The following is a 19,764-nucleotide window of genomic DNA, read 5'->3' on the forward strand; positions in this document are numbered from 1 at the left end:
AACGTTTAGGCAGGACACTATGGAAAAAATGGTCAGGCTATCATCGGCGAAGTTTGGTTGAAACTAAGATGCACTGCATTAAATTATTAGGAGATAAACTCAGCGCAAGGAGTTTTGGTAGCCAAGTGAATGAGATCCATGCACGTGTAGCAGTCCTTAACAGATTTACGGAATTAGGTCGCCCACTTACCCAAGTTACGCCTTAAATTTGGCTCAATTAGGGGCGCTTTGCATTTCAAATCTTTGTGCAACAAAGCCCAGATAAATTAACAATCTCAGTCAATCGTCATAAACATGTCTCCATCTGTGCCGAAAATGCCTGCTGGAATGGTGAAGCTTCAGTGACTTACGTTAACGCTCAACCTCTGCTTCAACTTCCTCAAATTCGCTGGGTAGATCGTGATCACCCTCATAATAGTCCAAGTTATGTACTGTCCATAAACCGCGATACGCAATCCATTTTCTTTAAAGGCGACCGTGATAATCATCCAGTTCAATGCAGGACTGTTTAAAAATTAATTGATTAGTTCTTATCGCTAGCAGTCTCTCTAATACCGCCTCTACAGGTAAAATTTTTCACGTCTTTGAAATCTTGTGCCATTGGTCAAAAAAGTCAGTATGCTAAACTGCCCAGCCTGATATCACTTGACTTGTAGCCTGATTTTGACAAATTCTAAGCTCAAAATTAGGTGCAGAAAGCAGCATTAATCTGCATGTAAAACCAATGGAAAAGCATTATGGCGAATAAATTTGAATTCAATATCCGCGTTTATATTGAAGACACAGATGCGGGTGGCATTGTCTATCACGCCAATCATATTCGCTTTATGGAACGTACACGTACCGAATGGCTGCGTGCATCAGGCATCAGCCACTACTGGCATCAAAAAGATTACAATTTTGTTGTACATAAAATTAACGTGAAATATTCGCGTCCTATTATGATGGATGACTTAATTACCGTCACTGCAAGTGTCGTTTCACTTAAAGCTTCATCTTTTGTATTGCAACAAAATATTTATCGTGGTGAAATCATGCTTGCATCGGGTGAGGTAGAGCTGGCCTGTATCGGCGCTGATATGCGTCCACGTCGCCTACCTGATGAAATACGCGACCTGATTCGAAAAGAATTGGAACAAGATTAAAAAAATGAATTGGCACATGTAAACACTATGGCAACCGAGTTAGCATCATCCCTACAAGTATCAGATCTTATTTTACAAGCAAGCCCTGTCGTACAACTGGTTATGCTGTCTCTTTTACTGGCATCTCTGTATAGCTGGTATCTGATTGCCAAGCTTTACATGGGCTACAAAAAAGCACAGGCTGAAGATGACCATTTTCAGAAGATCTTCTGGTCTGGTGCTGAACTGAATACGCTTTATAACAATGCTCAGCTGAACTCTAAACGTACTGGTCTGGAAGATATTTTCTATCAGGGCTTGGGCGAGTTTCTTAAACTGAAAAAACGCAATGCCTCTACCACCCAGTCGATTGAAGGCACTGAACGTATTCTGCGCGTGGGTTTAAGCCGTGATCAGGGTAGCCTGGAAAATGGCTTAGGTGCCTTGGCCAGTATCGGTTCAGTTGCGCCTTATGTCGGTCTGTTCGGTACAGTCTGGGGCATCATGAATGCTTTCATTGGTCTGGCAGATGTGGATCAGGTCACGCTAGCAACTGTAGCGCCAGGCATTGCGGAAGCTTTAATTGCAACCGCAATTGGTTTATTTGCTGCCATTCCAGCAGTATTGGCATTCAACCATTACACAGCTAAAGGTGAAGCAGTTTATTCTGATCGTGCCCTGTTCGCAGAAGAAATGGTGGCCCTGTTACAACGTCAGTCACTTGGCCAGCCTCAGGACAATGACTAATGGCTATTCAACGTTCAGGACGCTTTGAGCGTATTAAAAAACCACTGAAAAGTGACATGAACGTCGTGCCTTATATTGACGTGATGTTGGTGCTTCTGGTGATTTTTATGGTGACGGCACCTATGATTACTACCGGTATTAAGGTTGATTTGCCACAAGCCAATAGCAATCCAATTCAAGCTGAGGACCGCCCTGCCATCGTGACTTTAGAAGCAGATGGTACGATTAAATTAGAAGATAAAAATCACGCAAATGATGTGTTAACGCTCGATGAATTAAAAACAGTCCTGACCAATGCACAAAATGAAGCACAGACTGCGAACAAACAGCTTAGCGTTTTGATTAATGGGAGTGAGACTCGTCCTTATGGCGAAGTCATGAAACTCATGTCTGCCCTACAGGATGCCGGTCTCGCACAAGTCGGCTTGCTTACCGCCCCTATAAAGTAATTTATGAAAGATTTCAAAAAGCCACCCTCTAAGCAGAAAGTGCTTGCGATTGGATTCACGATTGGAGTCCATACAGTCGCTTTGGTGGGATTACTTTATCTGGGGATGAGCAAACCGCCGGAACCGCCAAAACAGATTAAAACTGTACTGGTAAATCCTGAAGACTTAAAACCGGTCACACGTGAAGAAACCGAGTTTGATGAAACTGCCCATGAAAATGTGGCAGAACAGATCACGCAAACTGCAGAGCCTACAGCTGAAGCACCAGTCACTCCAACTGCTGCTCCGCCAGTTATATCGCCTGCAACGCCACCAACACCAAAAGTAGACATTCAGAAAGCAGCACAAGAAGCCAAAGCCGCAGAAGCAGCACAACGTAAGGCTGAACAGCAGGCAGCAGAAGCAGCAAAACGTGCTGAGGCTGCGGAACAGGCCAAGGCAGCTGCTGCTAAAGCAAAAGCCGAAGCTGCAAACAAATCGAAAGCTGAACAAGAAGCCGCTCGCCGTGCTGAACAGCAAGCTCAGCAAAAAGCAGCAGCTGCAGAAAAGTCGCGACTTGAAGCACAAAAGAGAGCTGACTTAGCGGCTAAACAGCAAGCAGATGCCCAAGCGAAAGCCAAGGCTGAAGCTGCTGCCAAGGCAAAAGCCGATGCTGCTGCAAAGAATAAAGCTGCAGCTGATGCAAAAGCGAAAGCTGATGCCGAAGCAAAACGTAAGGCTGATGCTGCCGCGAAAGCCAAAGCAGATGCCGCTGCCAAGGAAAAATCGAATACCGCTGCAAAAGTGAAAGCCGATGCTGAGGCCAAACGCAAAGCAGAAGCAGATGCTAAAGCTAAAGCGGATGCCGCCGCCAAAAATAAAGCTGCTGCCGATGCGAAAGCTAAAGCGGATGCCGAAGCTAAAGCACAGGCTGAAGCTGAAGCAAAAGCTTCTGCTGCTAAACAGGCTGCTGAAGAAGCTGCCCAGAAAAAAGCTGAAGTAAAACGGATTGCCTCTACAGCAAAACGCGACTTTGAAAATAAGATCAAGCGTGCCTGGGATACGCCTACTGGTTCTTCCGGTCAGAAAGCGACTGCCCGGGTTACCTTAAGTGACAGCGGTTCTGTGGTTTCTGTGATCGTGAATGCTAGCGATCCGGACATGAAAGCCAGTGTAGAAGCCGCAGTTCGTGCTGCTGCACCTTACCCGATGCCATCTGATCCAGATGCACGGCGTGAAGCCCGGAGTTTCACCTCCACCTTCACTGCACAATAAAAATTTAAGTCATAATCTGAAAAACAGTTATGGCTTTTATTTTTTTAAGTTAAACTTCAGCAAAAAGCGGCAAAATAATATTCACTTTTCACAGTGTTATAACAGTTTGATCATTGCTGAGTGGTTTCATTCAGCCAAATTCATGCGATGATGTAACGCAATCATATTCACAATAAATCCGTTGATTTGAGTAAATAACGAATGATGGAAAAAACGCGCAAACACTTACTCTGCCTTGCCATATTCGCTGCGCTGGGTACACTGACTGCAACACAATCACAGGCGCAACTGCATCTTGAAATTACCAAGGCCCCTGAAGCAGCTCCAAAGATTGCGATCGTGCCATTCAGTCAGGACCAGAGCATCTACCCGATTGTGGAAAATGACCTGAACCGTTCTGGCAAGTTTACTAGTGCTTCAAAAAACCTGCCAGCAACAGCAACCCTGAATAATCCGAATGCGGATGCCTGGGCGGCTGCAGGTGTACCTTATGTGGTAACAGGCTCATCCAAAACCAATGCTGATGGTTCTTATGAAATTCAATATCAGCTCTATGATATTGAGAAAAAACAGTATCTATTGAATGAACTGTTAACAGTACCGGCTACACGTACCCGTCAAGCTGCTCACATGATCAGTGATGCCATTTTCCAAGCATTGACCGGTATTCCGGGCGATTTCAGCGGCCGTATTGCCTATGTACTGCGCAATCCTGCGACACCTGATCAGCGTTATACCCTGCAGATTGCTGATACCGATGGTGAACAACCAAAAACCATCCTGACTTCACGTGATCCAATCCTGTCCCCAGCCTGGACACCAGATGCGAAAAAGATTGCCTATGTTTCATTTGAAACCAAACGTCCGGCAATTTATCTACAAAATCTGGCAACTGGTCAACGTGAAAAATTGGCCAGCTTCCGTGGTCTCAATGGTGCGCCAAGTTTTTCCCCAGATGGCAAGAGCATGCTATTTACAGCTTCTATGCATGGCAATCCTGAAATCTATGAAATGAATCTGGAAACTCGCCAGTTAAAACGTCTGACGAATGACTCAGCGATTGATACTGAGGCGCGTTATGCACCAGATGGCAAATCTTTTATTTTCACCTCTGACCGCGGCGGTTCGCCACAGATCTATCGTTATGATTTTGCCAACAGTGCAACCAAGCGTCTTACTTTCCGTGGTGCTTTCAATGCTCGCGGTACTTTAAGCGCAGATGGCAAAAAACTGGCATTGGTTCACCGTCCAAGTGGCAGCAATTACAAAGTTGCCATTCAAGACTTGAATTCAGGTGTGAATAATATCCTCACGCCTACCAGTCTGGATGAATCACCAAGCTTCTCACCAAATGGTCAGATGGTAGTCTATGCAACACGTGAAGGTTCACGTGGATTGCTATCGATTATGTCACTTGATGGTCGTTTCCGTATGAACCTGCCAAGTGAACAAGGTGAAGTTCGTGAACCAGCTTGGGCACCTAAATAATCCATTACTTCAACATACTCAAAACTTCATGGAGATGAAGATGAAAAAAGTACAATTATTCGCACTTCCATTACTGGCTGCTGCACTAGTGATGACTGGCTGTGCCAGCCGTAAACCGGCAACACAAACGCAAACTGGTGAACTTGGCACAGGTTCAGCAACAACTGTCGACACTCAAGGTTTGAGCGAAGATGCTGCACTAAATGCACAAAGCATGGCTGGTGCATCTTCTAAAGGTGTGACTGCTGAAAATAAAGCTTATCTGGCAAAACGTGTGGTGCACTTCGACTATGACAGTAGCGAACTGTCAAATGACGATCTTCTTACCCTGCAAGCCCATGCCCAATTCCTGATGGCAAATGCCAATTCACGTGTTGCTTTGACAGGTCACACCGATGAACGTGGTACACGTGAATACAACATGGCACTTGGTGAACGTCGTGCCAAAGCGGTAGAAAGCTTCTTGATAACAACTGGCGTGAATGCAGGTCAACTTGAAGCGGTGAGCTATGGTAAAGAAATGCCAGTGAATCCAGGTCATGACGAAAATGCCTGGAAAGAAAACCGTCGTGTAGAAATTAACTACGAAGCGGTTCCACCACTACTCAAATAAAATTGCCGGAACTGTTCTCAGTTCTGCAAATAAAAAAGCACTCATTGATGAGTGCTTTTTTTGAATGCGAAAAATATTTTAGTGCTGAGCTTCTTCGTCCTCGGGATGCTGCATCGACTCAATCATGTCGTGTTTATTGAACTCTTTATACTCCGGCTTAGCCTCATAAGCCTTCCAGGCTTCCTTCATCTTATCTTCAGAAATTTCATCTAAATTAATGGCTTCGCTCGGCGTAGGAGTCGCATCAAACTTTAATGTTGTCATATTTGTGCTCCTGAACCTATGTTTTCCTTTTAATCAACATAGCATTTTCTAGCGGACTTGCAAGTGTAAAATCATAGCAAATAGTCTCAGTTTAATTTTTCTTTTACCACGTTCTCATCTAAAATATAGCCCAATTACATTTTTATCATTCTGATAAATTTTTATTCGGAGTTTTTCTGACATGTCTTACCTAAGCCTTTCCCAATTTTTACAGCAAAAAACTGGGAATCTCACACCTGAACTTGCACAAGTGATTGAAACAATTGCAAATACATGTAAGACAATTGATCAAGCACTGCAAAAAGGTGCATTGGCTGGCGTATTGGGCAGTGCTCAGCATGAGAACGTTCAGGGCGAAGAACAAAAAAAACTGGATGTCATCTCTAATGACTATTTGATCGATGCATTAAAAGTTCATCCAAATGTAGGTGGCCTGGCATCTGAAGAACTGGATGAGTTCACTCCTGCACAGGAAAATGGTCAATTCCTGGTATTGTTCGATCCACTTGATGGTTCAAGCAATATTGATATCAATATGTGTGTTGGCACCATCTTCTCGATTTTACCTGCTAAAAATGCCCTAACTCAGGCAGAAGACTTCATGCAAGCGGGTGTTAATCAAGTTGCAGCAGGTTATGTATTGTACGGTCCATCTACCATGATGGCGCTGACTGTAGGTGCAGGTACAATCTTTTTCACTTTCGATCCAGAAACCCAGGAATTCCTGCTGACTTCTGAAAATATTCAGGTTGCTGCAGATACTAAAGAATATGCAATTAATGCATCAAACCAACGTCATTGGGAAGAACCTGTAAAACGTTATATCGATGAACTTCTTGCAGGCAAAACTGGTCCTCGTGAAAAAGACTTTAACATGCGCTGGGTTGCATGTATGGTAGGCGATATTCACCGTATCCTGTGCCGTAGCGGTATCTTCATGTATCCATATGACCTGAAAGATCCGAAAAAAGCTGGCCGTTTACGTCTGATGTATGAGGCAAATCCAATGAGTATGTTGATGGAACAGGCAGGTGGTGCATCTACGACTGGTCGTGTTCGCATTCTTGACATCCAGCCTACTGACTTACATCAGCGTGTTCCAGTGATCATCGGTTCGAAAAATGAAGTTGATCTTGTCACTAGCTACCATAACTAATATTTAAAAACGGCAGTTGGCGTTCTACTGACTGCCGTGGACTTCTCTCCCATGCCAACGATCTTCCTTGAATCTAAAGATAATCCTAAAATTAAGCACTTGCGTGGCTTGATTGAACAGAATTCGTATCGAAAAAAGCAAGGACAAACTGTGCTTGAAGGCACACACCTCTGTCTTGCATGGCTTCATGAAAGCAAGAAAATCAATTCTATTTTCACCACCGAACATGCCCTGCAACATCCGGACTTTGAGATCATTTTACAGAAATACACCGGTATCGTTTTCGTTATTGGTGAATCTTTATATAAAGACTTAAGTACATTAGGAACTTCGATTGCCTGCATGGCGATCGTGGATATTCCAAGCTCTAGCCAAGCATTGGATTACACCGCAGACACACTAATTCTTGAAAATGTTCAAGATCCGGGCAATGTTGGTACCCTGCTCCGCTCAGCTGCTGCGGCTGGCATTGATCAGATCATTTGTACCAAAGGTTCTGCATCGCTCTGGTCTCCACGGGTATTACGTGCAGGAATGGGTGCACATTTTTCTTTACAGTGTTTTGAAAATGTCACTTTAGAAGAAGTGCTCAACAACTTTAAGATTCCCGTTTATGTGACCAGCTCTCACCGTTCTAGCAGTTTATATAGCAAAGATTTGCGTAAGGCCTGTGTATGGATTCTGGGCAATGAAGGTCAAGGCGTTTCTGACTATGCACTGGAACATGCCGAAGCAGTTACTATCCCTCAACCAGGCGGTCAGGAATCACTGAATGTTGCCATTGCAGGTTCAATCTGTTTCTTTGAAATGGTCCGTCAACGTATCTGATCACACATTTAAGTTACTTTATTTTATTTCTCAGCGACCTGCATAAAAAATAGATTACACTAGAAAAAATAATCAAGTGTAATGTCAACCAAACCATTATTTTCAACGTTATATAGACATGTACTTGAAAATAATGGTGGGTATCCAATGACAGGATTTTCCATCTCTATGGATTTAGCGCCAAAACAGCTTCAGTCGCAAGATGCCAGTACTTTAAAGAGTACAGCTGAGTCACGCCTGAAGAATTTTATGCAAGACGTAACGGGTCGTGCATTGGTGATGATGGAAAGTGCAACCCAAAGCCAGCATGGCATTGCCATGGATCTGGTCCAGGAAGCGTTTATTTCCCTGCATAAATCCTATGCAGATCGATCCACTGAAGAATGGTATCCCCTGTTCTACACCATTTTAAATAATAAGTTACAGGACTGGCGACGTAAAGAAATGCGTCGTAATCAGCCATTTTCATTTTTTAAAAAAGTTCAGCTCGATGACGATGATGCCGAACTCAATGATGTCGTCGATGAAGCAACGCCATCCCCATTAGAGTTTCTGGATCAAGCCGTTACAGCTGAAGAAATCCAGCAAGCCATTGCCCAATTGCCTGTTCGTCAACAACAGGCTTTCATGCTTCGTGCATGGGAAGGTTTTGATACGCATACCACCGCACAAATTATGAACTGCAGCGAAGGCAGTGTGAAAACTCACTATCACCGTGCAATCCAGGGTCTGCGTGCCTCACTTGCACATTTAAATCCATTTCTGGGAGGGTCATCCGAATGAATCAAGATGATTTCTTAAAAAAAGTAACTTCCAAACTTGATGGTATGGCACAACAGCATAAGGACAAACCTGTTGTGATGAACCGTGTTCTTGAAGAAATTCAGGAGACCAAGCATTCTCGTTTTGCATTCTTCAAAATGTCAGGTTTTGCACTTGCAGCTGCCATTGCAGGTATTGTTGTTTTACCGAATGTCGCTAATCAAGAGGAGCCTCAAACCCAAGTCGTGTCCGTACCTAAGCTTTCACCCCAAATGGTTGAAGACTTGGAAATGTTAATGGTTTTAGGTGAGGACCAAGTTCCACATGGCAGCTAAAAAACTCGCACTCGCATTTTGTGCATTCGGCTTTCTGCAAACCAGCTTTGCCGGATTTGAGCGCTTTTGGATTTTTTCCAAAGATGCTGATACACAAGTCAATGAAACCTGGAATAGTCTTTCAGATGCAGAACAGGTCGCTTTAATTAAGCGTTATCAGACATTAAAAGAACTTCCTGCAGAGCAAAGCGTAAGCTTACAACAGCGCATGGACTGGTTTACCCAACTGCCTGAAACTGAAAAGCAAAAGATGCGCGAAACCTGGCAAAAAATGAGTTCTCATGAACGCAAAGAGTTAGCTTCACGTATGCAAAAAGCGACGCCTGAACAACGCCCTGCGATTCGTGAAGAATATTTCAACAAACATTTGATAGTTGCTGAAAACTAATTCTCCCAGCCCGACTATTAAAATTATTGCTAAAAATAAAAGATATTAAAAAAGCCTCAATTGAGGCTTTTTTATTGTTTCTATAACGCTTTAACTCTTGAATAAACGACGTGAACGATAAGCTGCAATGCCAAGCAGACCGAATAAAGCAATGATATTAATGGCACCACCACCGCTGCTCTCATTATTAGTATTTTTTGCACTATTTTTCAAATAAATTGTAGCAGGTTTAGATTTAGCCCCTTCTTCATCATACAAATAATATGTGATTGGATAATCAAATTGACTCAGATTATTTTTAACCTCAAATGTAATTTTCCCCCCATAACATTTATCTGTTAATGTTCCATCTACACATAAACCTTCACGTTCAGCTCGCATAGTAAGTACCGAACTATCAATTTTGTCAAAACGAATTGGCGTTGCTGTGTTACTTAAATTGATTGGCGTTTTTCTGAACTCTGGAGCAAGGTTATCTATTGGACCATCATCATCAAAGTCATTACTTAATGGATTAACTTCTACTCTTAGATTATTTTCTGGTCGAAGAGTATAAACATCATCTTTAGCTACTGGCGCGATATTATTGAAAGTGGCAGTCAGTATTCCTGAAGAACTTTCTGGAACTACACCATTACTATTAGATAACACCTCTGTGATGGTATATACACAAAATTCATTTAAGCCCGTTGGAGTTAAAGCTCCATCCTTACGGTAGAACATAATACGTTTTAGCTCCGGTACCCATTCACAAACCTGTTGATCATCTGGGTTAAAAGGAAATAAATTTGTTCCATCAGTGATATTCTCAGGTATTCTTCCTACACCTTTGGCCTGCGCACTGACTATGTATTGAGTACTCTCAAAAGGCTTGTTGCGTAATTCACCATTGATTTCAATTTGCTTAGGCAATGCTAATTCAAATGGATCAATATAAATCGCTCGATATTTTGCATATTTTTTTGTATTAGATGACAGAGCATTAAAATCATTGAGTTCAGCCTGAATTTGTAACTTTCTTGACGCATTCTCTGGATCATTTAGCATAACTTCTAACTGATTGATTCGATTATCATAAACAGCTAGCATTTCACTATAAGCAGTATTATTAAGAGATTGAATATCAGCTGCAGTTAGGCGCATCAGTTCAACAGAACCAATATCACAGGTATTGGCATTCTCTGGATTGAGCAATAATGTTCCATTCGAAACACGGAAAATTTCACGCTGATCACTTTCACTACAGGTCATATGCCCTGCATTGACAAAATCTGCATTATTATTTTTATCTAAAGGATAATATAATGGTAAATATATATTATATGGAGAAGCAGGTTTATAATCTGAGAGCAGATCAGAACGTTTTGTACCTACTGGGATAATAATGTTTTTCGTAGCCTCTGTTAAATAACTTGATGGAATTGTACAACTAGCATCCAATGCATTATTAGCGATAATCATTGTAATTGTCTGGTCTACTGTATTACCTCCATTTAAAGCATAGCTACAAGATTTACCTGTATTAAATGCCACAATATTGGAATTGAACGCTTTCATACCCTTATTATCATACAGGACAGTATTAGCAGCATCGTTTTCTACGATCGTATTACTAATTAAACCTAATAATGATTTACCATCTAGCGGTTTTGCAGGACGAGAATTAAACTGAATAATGCTTCCGTCTTGCTGATTGACTTTATTTTTAGCGATGGTAGAGGCATTAATATCTATACTGCCAGCTCCGCAATAATCAATAATACTTGAACTGGAGTTCATTCCCGTTTGATAGTTACCATTCTCAACAATACTACTATGACTGATACTGGTTGGTGAAGTAGTGGGTATTCCTTTGCGCTCACAATCCATAGCCCATACACTACCTAGAGGTGCGTGGTTACGCGTGATCAAGGTTTTTATAAGAGATACCGTTCTTTCACTATCACTCCCAACAAAATAAATTGCCCCACCTTCACGATCCGCTTTAGAATCCATAATTGCGGAATTGTACATCGTTAGCATTCCACCAATGAATAGTGCACCACCATTACCATAATCTGTTGTACTTGCCTTCGCATAGCCATTCTTTAAGGCTATATTATTAATTTCCAGTCTTGCCCCTGAATCTACAGTATTAAAAATACGTGATTGTCCTTGAGCATTAATACTGGTCTGTATATCTAATTGCGCTGGAAAAATACCTTTTAATGGGTCTTTAGCTTGTTCATCAAACGGTAATGCACCATAGATAGAAATGGGCGAATTTAACTTCAGTTCACCTCGTGTCAACATATATTCACCTTTCTCTAGTTGAATATAATCTCGTTGTCCTGGCAACTTATTACCTACATTACAGCTTCCATAACTTTTATTTTCATAAGCTGTTCTAATCGCCTGTCGCAAGGAACAGGAATTATTATCATCAGTATCCAGCATGGTAGTAACTTGAATGGTCTTACTTTCAGCTGCCATTAAAGACATAGTAGACAAAAAGGTAGCCGTAAAAATTCCTTTTTTATAATTCTTCATCACATATTTCCAAATTATTTTTTTATTTTTAATAGATTAGGTCAATCATTAGCAACATAAGTAAAAATTAAATCCCTTACCTAATGTTTTAACCTTATCACTATTATTTTTTTAGTTTTCGCCAAGTCAGGCTACCTAGCAGTAACATAAGCCAGTACATATCCAGCGCGCCACCAGATGTTTTAACCTTATCACTTTTCATATCATTTTTAGCCTCAAGTACAATGTTCACTCGAATAGAATTATAAGCTGCATTTGGATCAAAACGGCTCGTAGTGGTTACGACACGAATCGTAAACAGGTCTGCACCTGGTTTTGGATTTATAGGGGTATAGACCAGATTACCATCTAGATCCAGAGTCACTGTACCCTTAGAACTTACATGTGGCTGTTGTTCAATCAGCAAGCATCCATCCTGCCACTCCTCACCGCGAGGATGAGCAAGAACAGTATCTTTACACCTTTCTTTTGGCAATAAATCACTATCCCCTAATGCTTCCAGAATAGAAATACGAGCAATTTGACCAATGAGCAAATCTGCTCCAACTAGACTGGTTGGAGTGGATTCCTGGATTTCAATTGCACCTCGATCACATTTTCCAAGTAAACCCATACCTCTTTGGTCAGAACCAGCACATTCAATCTTGATCTCTTTATTAATACTCAATTCACCTTTATTTAGAATTGACGTATTATTTATACTTGAATATGACATCAGGACTCTTGGACGGAAATAACCCAAGAATTGTTGTTCAGTTTGAAAGTAAGGACATAGAATAGCATTCGGAGAAGTAATAATATTCGGACATTTACCTTCTAACTGCCCATTTGCCAAAACAGTATAATTATTATTTAAAACTTCATTAGGATATACAGAAGCCCCTGTGCCACAGCTACCATTAACTAAATTATTTTGCAGGATAGAACTTGTTTTTGCATTGTCAGAACTGAACTGGCAACTTTGATCAATGTTACTCGCAGCATTTAAGGGATTATCCAGTACAATACTATGGGCAAGATAACCAGGTTTCCTTTCTACATCAAACTTCACACCGATAGAATTACCAATAATTGTGGCATTATTAACAGCAATCCCATCAAGAATAGTAACTGCCGCACCTGTATTACCATATAGAGTAGAACTAAAAATATAGGATTGCGGTTTAGCCAATACATCTGTTTCTTCATTGGATAATACATCACGAGTATAAATATTAGATGAACGCGTATTTATATTGAAGGTGGTATTTTTAGCAATTACAGACTGTCGAATATCGAAGCTGGGTAGTTCACTATAAATAGCTCCTCCTTCATCTGCTTTATTATTCTCAAGCAAAGATTGCAGGATATAAAGGCTACCAATTTTACTTGGATCTGTTTTATCAGTACCAGCCACATAAATCGCACCACCTTCATTTGCCATACCACCATATAATTTGACATGTCTTAGTGTAAGCTTGCCTTGGTTATAGATTAAACCTCCCTTAGATGATTTACAGCTATTAACCTTACATCCTTCTAAAGTCACTTCACGAAATTCAACCGCTACCTGCTTACTTATTTCCGAAATAATTTCAGTATTGGCAATATTGAATATGCCACCAAAAGTAGAAGCATCCAAATTATCAGCAACACGAATAATGGCATTGTTCAAGCCTTCAGCTCGATCATCACCAATATTTTTATCATAAACAGTACGGATATTTACTGAGTGCAATATCTGTAAGGGAGAATTTAGTTTATAGATTTCTTTTTCTTTCAAAGCAATAATAGCGATTGGCGTGTTGTCTCCACAGCCCATATAAGGCTTATCCATCCCCTGATTAATATATTGCACGGCCTCACGCAGGGAACATTCTTTATCATCCCTGACGATATCTTCAGTGGTAGTGACGACAATTTCAGCACTGTATGCCTGCCCCATAATACATAGCAAAGCAATGCCTAAGCTCTTCTTGAGCATGACCTTCTCCTAATTTCTTATATTCTTTCTTTTTATTCTAAAATCGCATCATCCTAGCGATATTTGAATTATTTTGCTCTAATCTGTCATAACTTGAGTAATTACTCAAGAATTTTTATTATTTATCGATATTCGTCAATCAATGCATAAATCTGCCTTAAATTAGCATTACTCACTTTGAGTTTCTCACCCTTTAAAAGTTGAATAATCTGTTCAAGTGTTTGTAAAAGTACTGAGGTCTGATGCGGACCATGACTCAACAGGTAATCAAAAATTTGCTGATCCAGATGAATCCCACGTCTATCCAATACTGATGATACCAAGGCAAAACGGTCAGCATAAAGACTTCCGTTCGGAACGCGCGTACTTACAGCTTGGGTCAAACGAGACTGTAAATCCGGTAATTCCAGCTTAAGTTCAATCGGAGCAAACCTTGAAGAAAAAACTAGCTGACCACCGCCTTCATTATTATAATTAATTAAATGAAAAACTGCCTTTTGCCAGTGGGGTACGCCACTAATCGCTTCAATATCATCTAAAGCTACCAGATCATAGCGGTCAAGTGAGGTAATGGCTTCTGTAGGTGCATCCAAAAGTTCCAATAAAGAGACCTGAATTGCAGTTTTCCCCACTTCTAAGTAAGAATCACAAATTGCAGAAAGTAAATGACTCTTACCTGTTCCAGCACCCCCATAGACATAGAAACGATTAATCAGACCCGCATGGAGCTGGCGAATCGCATCAATTACATGCCCCCATCCCGGACCCGAAAAATCACTGATTCGGGCATCGAGCTGGGGTTCAATATCAAGTTGCAATTGACGCATATCTATTTTTTGGCCTATCCATCTTTAAGCTGGGTTTTTTCAATCTTACTCGATTTTTCATCTGCTTGCAGTGCTTTCTCATGAGGTGATTTCAGGTCAATATCTACATCTACATTAGGGGTTTCAATATTGATAGAGCCAGTAGAGGCCTTTTGGATGATGAGGGTTCTATTATCGTAGAGTGCACTTTTTTCATAGAATTCACGGGCATGACGCAGCAATACAACGATCACCGCAGCGACTGGCAAGGCAATCAGCATACCCAGGAATCCTGCCAGTTGAGCACCTGCCAATACGGCAAATACCACAGCGACTGGTGACAGGCCTATTTTATCGCCAAGCAGGAATGGTTGCAGGATATAGCCTTCTACCGCCTGACCCACCATGAATACAATACCCACTAGAACCAGTTGCCACCAGTCAATTCCAAACTGGAATAAAGTCGCCACTACTGCTGCAATAATCCCAACTGCAAAACCCAGATACGGGATAATACTGCAAAGGCCCGCGACCATCCCGATGATTAGGCCGATTTCCAGGCCAATCAATTGTAAACCGACGGCATAAACAACGCCTAGTAATACCATGACCAGAAATTGTCCTTTCACAAATGCACCCAAAACTTCGTGACATTCACCAACAACTTCCAAAGTACTACGCTCGTATGGACGTGGAATGAGTCGGCGCATGCTGTCGAGCATGCGTTCCCAGTCGAGCAGGAAATAAAAAGCAATGATGGGAACAAGAACAATCGTTCCACCAATCTGAATAAAACTAATGCCAGATTGTGCCAATTTCAAGGCCATTGCCTGAATGCTGTCGGCACTATAATTGGTCTGGACATAATCCATGACCACACTGGAAATCTGGTTGGTGTCAATTTCCATTGGCACGAGATTAAAGGTATCAGACAACCATGGCAGGAAAGTATAATTGACCCAGTGAATTCCAGCAGGAATGCTGTCGCGGGCATACATTAACTGTTTCCACACCAACGGCACCAAGTACCACATGGCTAGGGTCAGCACCACCCCGATCCCGATAAAAACAATACTGATAGAGAGCCAGCGCGGCAGACCAATACGATGTAAACGATCAACCAAAGGACTAAATAGATAGGCGATAAAAAATGCGACGACAAATGGAACAACAACAGGCTTAAGCAGGTATAACACCCAAATAATCAAGGCGATACCAGCCAAGATAAAAATGCGACGTAAGGTACGATCTACCATAAAGTCTTGCCTTTTCTCTATTAATCATTATAAAAAGTAAAATATTTGAATAAAGATAGCATTTTAGGACATAAATAACATAAGAGTTTCGTATATTCGGGTATAATCAGCGCCGCGAATGCGGAGACTTCATTATGAGCAACTCAACTTCTACCCCAAACACTGGTTTAAGCTACAAAGATGCAGGTGTCGATATTGAAGCGGGAGACGCGTTAGTCGACCGAATCAAGTCCGTCGCTAAGCGCACTAAACGTCCTGAAGTTATGGGCGGTCTTGGTGGCTTTGGTGCACTTTGTAAAATCCCTAAAGGTTATGAAGAACCTGTTCTCGTATCTGGCACTGATGGTGTTGGTACAAAATTACGTTTAGCATTGAATTTGAACCGTCATGACACAATTGGTCAGGATCTGGTTGCAATGTGTGTAAACGACCTTCTCGTTTGTGGTGCTGAACCACTGTTCTTCCTGGATTACTATGCAACTGGTCACTTGAATGTTGATGTCGCAGCAAATGTTGTTACTGGCATTGGTGCTGGCTGTGAACTTGCTGGTTGTGCATTGGTTGGCGGTGAAACTGCTGAAATGCCAGGCATGTATGAAGGTGAAGACTACGACCTTGCAGGTTTCTGTGTGGGTGTTGTTGAGCAAAGTAAAATTATTGATGGCTCTAAAGTTAAAGCAGGCGATGTGCTAGTTGGTGTTGCATCTTCAGGTGCACACTCAAATGGTTACTCACTACTTCGTAAAATTCTTGACGTGAAAAACGTTGATTTAAACCAGATCATCGATGGTCGACCACTTGCTGACGTAGCAATGGAACCAACACGTATTTATGTAAAACCGATTCTTGAATTGCTTAAACAGGTAGATGTGCATGCAATGGCACACATCACTGGTGGCGGTTTGCCAGGTAACCTGCCTCGCGTCCTTCCAAACGGTGCTCAAGCAGTTGTGAATGAGTCTTCTTGGGAATGGCCTGAACTATTCAAGCTTCTTCAACGCGAAGGTGGTGTAGAACAGTTTGAAATGTATCGTACATTTAACTGCGGCGTAGGTATGGTACTTGTTGTTGACGCAGCAGATGCAGACAAAACTGTAGACGTATTAAACAGCCTTGGCGAAAAAGCATGGACGATGGGTCACATTGCGGACAATGCCGAGTCTGTAGAAGGCGCTGATGAAAAAATCCGTGTGATCTTCGCATAATCGCATGATTAAAATTGCTGTTCTTGTTTCAGGCAGTGGATCTAACCTGCAAGCCCTGATTGATGCCAATCTGTCAGGGCAAATTGTCGGCGTAATTTCCAACAAGCCTGAAGCTTATGCTTTAGCGCGTGCGCAAAAAGCTAGAATTCAGACTGCAGTGATTGAACACAAGCAGTATCCGAATCGTGAAGCCTTTGATGATGTGATGCATCAGCAACTGTTAGATTGGGATGTGGATTTAGTGGTACTGGCAGGCTTTATGCGAATTTTAAGTGAAAAATTTGTTAAAGCCTGGGAAGGTAAAATGGTGAACATCCATCCTTCTCTCTTGCCGAATTACAAAGGTATGCACACGCATCAACGGGTGCTGAATACTGGGGATACCCTGCACGGCTGTACCGTACATTATGTAACCGCTGAACTGGATGCCGGTCAGGCCTTGGCTCAAGGTATTTTAAAAGTATCTCATCAAGATACGACACACTCTTTAGCTCAGCGCGTTCATGTACTGGAACATTTGATTTACCCGCAAGTGGTGGAATGGATCTGTACAGGTGTCATTCAGCATACTGCTGCTGGCGTGATGTATCGCGGTCAGTTGATGCAGGAACCGGTTCAATTCTGCAAACTCTAAAGAATACACTGCATAAAAAAACGCATCCCCGGATGCGTTTTTTTATGATTCATTTTTCACTTTAAAGACTGCTCTGCAATGAGCTGCTTGATCAGACCGACGACTTCATACGGTCTTTCTAAAGGAAACATATGTCCACCTGGTGTTACCGTAAAGGGAATACCAAACTTCTTCTGAACCAATCTTGGAAACTGTCTTTTATGAAACAGGCTTTCATCACCTACAACAAGATGCATCGGCAGTTTGACCTTTGCTTGCGGTAACCACCATAAGGATGGATTGGTACGAAAGATATTCACTTCGTCCATTTTGGGAATGGTCAGCTCAACCCCACCCCGCACTGGGTCATCTTTCAAGGCATGATCAATATAGGCTTGAAAACAATCCTGATCAAAATCTTTATAAAAGCCCTTTGAACGTAGTAATTCTGCTGCCTGCTCACGGGATTCCCAATGATCACGACGGCGTAAAGACAAAGCAGCAGGTGACATCGTATCTACAGCCTTTAGCTTTAACACTTTTGCCATATGCAGCATCAATGAAGATGGTCCCATAATCAAAGGTGGGTCCAGCATGATCACCTGCTCGAACAGTTCGGGCCGTTGCCGAGCAGCCATCATGGTTAAGGCTCCACCTAGCGAATGCCCCAGACCAATCACCTGGCGACCTTGTGCTTGGCGTACGATACTGTCGATCACTTGCTGGGTCAGGCTATTCCAATGATTATCAATCGGATAACGTTTATCTGGACCCAGCAACGGCACATAGATAATGTCATACTCATCTTTTAGTCCATCAAACAGTTTCTGATAGACACGAGAAGGCACGCCATTGGCGTGCGCAAAATGAATAATTGGCTTCATTGCAGTTTGGTCTGACTTTCAGTACTGAGTTTCTGAGCAACCGAGCTGGCAATACCTTCGCCTAGGGAAGCCCCCATACGACCTAAGATAGACTCAAATGGGCTATATTCAACGGTGTAGTTCAAGGCTTTATCAGTTTTCAGCTCACGCTTCAGGGTTTGTAAGCTACCGGTACGGTCAGCAATACCTAATTGTACTGCCTGTTCACCCGTCCAGAACAGACCAGAGAAAATTGCAGGATCAGTTGATTTAAGCTTTGCTCCACGACCTTGTTTCACTGCATTGATAAAGTGAGCATGCACATTATCCAACACACCTTGAACATGGGCTTTCTGTGCAGCATCAACTGGCTGGGTCATCGAAAGTAGTGCCTTATTTTCACCCGAAGTCATGGTACGGTCTTCCACGCCCAGTTTCTGCATCAGGTTACTCACGCCATAGTTCGGCATGATCACGCCAATTGAACCGACCAGACTCGATGGATTGACAATAATTTCATCTGCAGCAGAAGCAATATAATAAGCACCCGAAGCGCCAGTATCACCAATTACAGCATACAGCTTTTTCTGCGGATACTGCTTTTTCAGGTACTGAATTTCCTGCCAGATTTCATCAGATTGCACTGGTGAACCACCTGGAGAATTGATATTCAGAACCACTGCTTTCGCCTGCTTACTTGCATAAGCTTTCTTCAGCGACTTGATGGTGTTGTTACTATTCACACTTTGCTTGTCTGATGCAATCGTGCCAATAATATCAACCACCGCCAGATGCTCATCTGAAGTTTTAGTGGCATCAGTCGATGCTGTACTGCAGCTTTTGCCCATGGCAAGTATAATAAACAGCAAATAGGCAAACGTCAGGAATTTAAAGAAGATTCCCCAACGACGTGCACGGCGTTGCTCTTCTACAGAGGCAAGTACCGCTTTTTCAAGCAGTTTCCACTCAGGTCCTGTTGGTTGCTGAGGTTGTGGCGTATTTTGTATTTGATTTTCAGGTTTTGGTGGCCAATCGGACATAAACAATCCAACACATAATTATATTGTGCCCATTATATACACCGATTTGAGTATTTCTGTCTAAACCAGCAGTTTTATCCT

General features: G+C 42.1%; 21 protein-coding genes and 1 pseudogene. 15 read left to right on the plus strand and 7 right to left on the minus strand.

From position 1 onward, the window contains the following. The 8 genes and pseudogenes from C3420_RS05020 to pal all read left to right on the plus strand — a co-directional run. Positions 1-206, plus strand: a pseudogene (locus C3420_RS05020) (IS5/IS1182 family transposase); the annotation flags it as partial. A gap of 39 nt (positions 207-245) precedes the next feature. Next, positions 246-512, plus strand: coding sequence for a hypothetical protein (locus tag C3420_RS05025; RefSeq protein ID WP_228152936.1), 267 nt, complete (start codon positions 246-248; stop codon positions 510-512). Between the two features lie 225 nt (positions 513-737). Further along, positions 738-1,145: a tol-pal system-associated acyl-CoA thioesterase gene (ybgC, locus tag C3420_RS05030; RefSeq protein WP_004892182.1), complete on the plus strand. Its 408-nt coding sequence runs from the start codon at positions 738-740 to the stop codon at positions 1,143-1,145. A gap of 27 nt (positions 1,146-1,172) precedes the next feature. After that, positions 1,173-1,871: a protein TolQ gene (gene tolQ / locus C3420_RS05035; protein ID WP_076753877.1), complete on the plus strand. Its 699-nt coding sequence runs from the start codon at positions 1,173-1,175 to the stop codon at positions 1,869-1,871. After that, positions 1,871-2,320: a protein TolR gene (gene tolR / locus C3420_RS05040; RefSeq protein ID WP_004815110.1), complete on the plus strand. Its 450-nt coding sequence runs from the start codon at positions 1,871-1,873 to the stop codon at positions 2,318-2,320. Before tolQ ends, tolR begins: the two co-directional genes overlap by 1 nt. A 3-nt stretch (positions 2,321-2,323) precedes the next feature. Then, positions 2,324-3,574, plus strand: a complete 1,251-nt coding sequence (tolA, locus tag C3420_RS05045; protein ID WP_076753879.1) for a cell envelope integrity protein TolA — start codon at positions 2,324-2,326, stop codon at positions 3,572-3,574. Positions 3,575-3,778: 204 nt separating this feature from the next. Then, the gene (gene tolB / locus C3420_RS05050) at positions 3,779-5,062 is read left to right on the plus strand and encodes a Tol-Pal system beta propeller repeat protein TolB (RefSeq protein ID WP_008302437.1); all 1,284 of its coding nucleotides are present in this window, start codon (positions 3,779-3,781) and stop codon (positions 5,060-5,062) included. Between the two features lie 40 nt (positions 5,063-5,102). Next, a complete protein-coding gene (gene pal, locus C3420_RS05055; RefSeq protein ID WP_004815103.1) occupies positions 5,103-5,675 on the plus strand; it encodes a peptidoglycan-associated lipoprotein Pal in 573 nt (190 codons plus the stop codon). Positions 5,676-5,753: 78 nt separating this feature from the next. Here the strand turns inward: pal and C3420_RS05060 are convergent, their stop codons facing one another. Continuing rightward, positions 5,754-5,939: an NF038105 family protein gene (locus C3420_RS05060; RefSeq protein WP_004815102.1), complete on the minus strand. Its 186-nt coding sequence runs from the start codon at positions 5,937-5,939 to the stop codon at positions 5,754-5,756. 181 nt (positions 5,940-6,120) lie between these two features. On the opposite strand from C3420_RS05060, the gene C3420_RS05065 reads away from it, so the two are divergent. From C3420_RS05065 to C3420_RS05085, 5 genes are all read left to right on the plus strand, one after another. Then, positions 6,121-7,095 carry a class 1 fructose-bisphosphatase gene (locus C3420_RS05065; RefSeq protein WP_004815100.1) on the plus strand — a complete coding sequence of 325 codons (975 nt, stop codon included), beginning with the start codon at positions 6,121-6,123 and terminating at the stop codon, positions 7,093-7,095. A gap of 51 nt (positions 7,096-7,146) precedes the next feature. After that, complete coding sequence (locus C3420_RS05070) at positions 7,147-7,923, plus strand: TrmH family RNA methyltransferase (RefSeq protein WP_008302432.1); 777 nt, start codon at positions 7,147-7,149, stop codon at positions 7,921-7,923. Between the two features lie 168 nt (positions 7,924-8,091). After that, positions 8,092-8,706, plus strand: coding sequence for an RNA polymerase sigma factor (locus tag C3420_RS05075; RefSeq protein WP_004815096.1), 615 nt, complete (start codon positions 8,092-8,094; stop codon positions 8,704-8,706). Next, positions 8,703-9,020 (plus strand): hypothetical protein, encoded by a 318-nt coding sequence (locus C3420_RS05080; protein WP_004815094.1) that lies wholly within the window; start codon positions 8,703-8,705, stop codon positions 9,018-9,020. Before C3420_RS05075 ends, C3420_RS05080 begins: the two co-directional genes overlap by 4 nt. Continuing rightward, the gene (locus C3420_RS05085) at positions 9,010-9,408 is read left to right on the plus strand and encodes a DUF3106 domain-containing protein (protein ID WP_004815093.1); all 399 of its coding nucleotides are present in this window, start codon (positions 9,010-9,012) and stop codon (positions 9,406-9,408) included. The genes C3420_RS05080 and C3420_RS05085 overlap by 11 nt, the downstream gene beginning before the upstream one ends. A gap of 90 nt (positions 9,409-9,498) precedes the next feature. Here the strand turns inward: C3420_RS05085 and C3420_RS05090 are convergent, their stop codons facing one another. From C3420_RS05090 to cxpE, 4 genes are all read right to left on the minus strand, one after another. Then, positions 9,499-11,937, minus strand: coding sequence for a CSLREA domain-containing protein (locus C3420_RS05090; RefSeq protein ID WP_076753881.1), 2,439 nt, complete (start codon positions 11,935-11,937; stop codon positions 9,499-9,501). Between the two features lie 103 nt (positions 11,938-12,040). Continuing rightward, positions 12,041-13,900 (minus strand): rhombotarget A, encoded by a 1,860-nt coding sequence (rbtA, locus tag C3420_RS05095; protein ID WP_103799920.1) that lies wholly within the window; start codon positions 13,898-13,900, stop codon positions 12,041-12,043. A gap of 122 nt (positions 13,901-14,022) precedes the next feature. After that, on the minus strand, positions 14,023-14,727 hold the full coding sequence (gene hda / locus C3420_RS05100) for a DnaA regulatory inactivator Hda (protein ID WP_004815088.1): 705 nt from the start codon (positions 14,725-14,727) through the stop codon (positions 14,023-14,025). Positions 14,728-14,741: 14 nt separating this feature from the next. Further along, positions 14,742-15,962: a chloramphenicol efflux transporter CxpE gene (cxpE, locus tag C3420_RS05105; RefSeq protein ID WP_005222810.1), complete on the minus strand. Its 1,221-nt coding sequence runs from the start codon at positions 15,960-15,962 to the stop codon at positions 14,742-14,744. A gap of 134 nt (positions 15,963-16,096) precedes the next feature. On the opposite strand from cxpE, the gene purM reads away from it, so the two are divergent. Further along, a complete protein-coding gene (purM, locus tag C3420_RS05110) occupies positions 16,097-17,167 on the plus strand; it encodes a phosphoribosylformylglycinamidine cyclo-ligase (protein WP_004892154.1) in 1,071 nt (356 codons plus the stop codon). Between the two features lie 4 nt (positions 17,168-17,171). Continuing rightward, a complete protein-coding gene (gene purN, locus C3420_RS05115) occupies positions 17,172-17,801 on the plus strand; it encodes a phosphoribosylglycinamide formyltransferase (RefSeq protein ID WP_004892151.1) in 630 nt (209 codons plus the stop codon). Positions 17,802-17,857: 56 nt separating this feature from the next. Here the strand turns inward: purN and C3420_RS05120 are convergent, their stop codons facing one another. Both C3420_RS05120 and sppA read right to left on the minus strand, forming a co-directional pair. Beyond that, complete coding sequence (locus C3420_RS05120; protein ID WP_004815080.1) at positions 17,858-18,664, minus strand: alpha/beta fold hydrolase; 807 nt, start codon at positions 18,662-18,664, stop codon at positions 17,858-17,860. Beyond that, positions 18,661-19,683, minus strand: coding sequence for a signal peptide peptidase SppA (gene sppA, locus C3420_RS05125; protein ID WP_004815079.1), 1,023 nt, complete (start codon positions 19,681-19,683; stop codon positions 18,661-18,663). Before sppA ends, C3420_RS05120 begins: the two co-directional genes overlap by 4 nt. Positions 19,684-19,764: the final 81 nt, after the last annotated feature.

The sequence above is a fragment of the Acinetobacter sp. ACNIH3 genome (assembly GCF_002918965.1).
Lineage (GTDB): Bacteria > Pseudomonadota > Gammaproteobacteria > Pseudomonadales > Moraxellaceae > Acinetobacter > Acinetobacter schindleri.

Excerpts from the sequence above, each read along its gene's own strand:
- purN (WP_004892151.1), top strand. The coding sequence starts at position 17,172 with ATGATTAAAATTGCTGTTCTTGTTTCAGGCAGTGGATCTAACCTGCAA.
- rbtA (WP_103799920.1), bottom strand. The coding sequence starts at position 13,900 with ATGCTCAAGAAGAGCTTAGGCATTGCTTTGCTATGTATTATGGGGCAG.
- C3420_RS05090 (WP_076753881.1), bottom strand. The coding sequence starts at position 11,937 with ATGAAGAATTATAAAAAAGGAATTTTTACGGCTACCTTTTTGTCTACT.
- tolB (WP_008302437.1), top strand. The coding sequence starts at position 3,779 with ATGGAAAAAACGCGCAAACACTTACTCTGCCTTGCCATATTCGCTGCG.
- hda (WP_004815088.1), bottom strand. The coding sequence starts at position 14,727 with ATGCGTCAATTGCAACTTGATATTGAACCCCAGCTCGATGCCCGAATC.
- pal (WP_004815103.1), top strand. The coding sequence starts at position 5,103 with ATGAAAAAAGTACAATTATTCGCACTTCCATTACTGGCTGCTGCACTA.
- tolR (WP_004815110.1), top strand. The coding sequence starts at position 1,871 with ATGGCTATTCAACGTTCAGGACGCTTTGAGCGTATTAAAAAACCACTG.
- C3420_RS05120 (WP_004815080.1), bottom strand. The coding sequence starts at position 18,664 with ATGAAGCCAATTATTCATTTTGCGCACGCCAATGGCGTGCCTTCTCGT.
- tolQ (WP_076753877.1), top strand. The coding sequence starts at position 1,173 with ATGGCAACCGAGTTAGCATCATCCCTACAAGTATCAGATCTTATTTTA.
- C3420_RS05085 (WP_004815093.1), top strand. The coding sequence starts at position 9,010 with ATGGCAGCTAAAAAACTCGCACTCGCATTTTGTGCATTCGGCTTTCTG.
- C3420_RS05075 (WP_004815096.1), top strand. The coding sequence starts at position 8,092 with ATGGATTTAGCGCCAAAACAGCTTCAGTCGCAAGATGCCAGTACTTTA.
- sppA (WP_004815079.1), bottom strand. The coding sequence starts at position 19,683 with ATGTCCGATTGGCCACCAAAACCTGAAAATCAAATACAAAATACGCCA.
- purM (WP_004892154.1), top strand. The coding sequence starts at position 16,097 with ATGAGCAACTCAACTTCTACCCCAAACACTGGTTTAAGCTACAAAGAT.
- C3420_RS05080 (WP_004815094.1), top strand. The coding sequence starts at position 8,703 with ATGAATCAAGATGATTTCTTAAAAAAAGTAACTTCCAAACTTGATGGT.
- ybgC (WP_004892182.1), top strand. The coding sequence starts at position 738 with ATGGCGAATAAATTTGAATTCAATATCCGCGTTTATATTGAAGACACA.
- C3420_RS05070 (WP_008302432.1), top strand. The coding sequence starts at position 7,147 with ATGCCAACGATCTTCCTTGAATCTAAAGATAATCCTAAAATTAAGCAC.
- cxpE (WP_005222810.1), bottom strand. The coding sequence starts at position 15,962 with ATGGTAGATCGTACCTTACGTCGCATTTTTATCTTGGCTGGTATCGCC.
- tolA (WP_076753879.1), top strand. The coding sequence starts at position 2,324 with ATGAAAGATTTCAAAAAGCCACCCTCTAAGCAGAAAGTGCTTGCGATT.
- C3420_RS05065 (WP_004815100.1), top strand. The coding sequence starts at position 6,121 with ATGTCTTACCTAAGCCTTTCCCAATTTTTACAGCAAAAAACTGGGAAT.
- C3420_RS05060 (WP_004815102.1), bottom strand. The coding sequence starts at position 5,939 with ATGACAACATTAAAGTTTGATGCGACTCCTACGCCGAGCGAAGCCATT.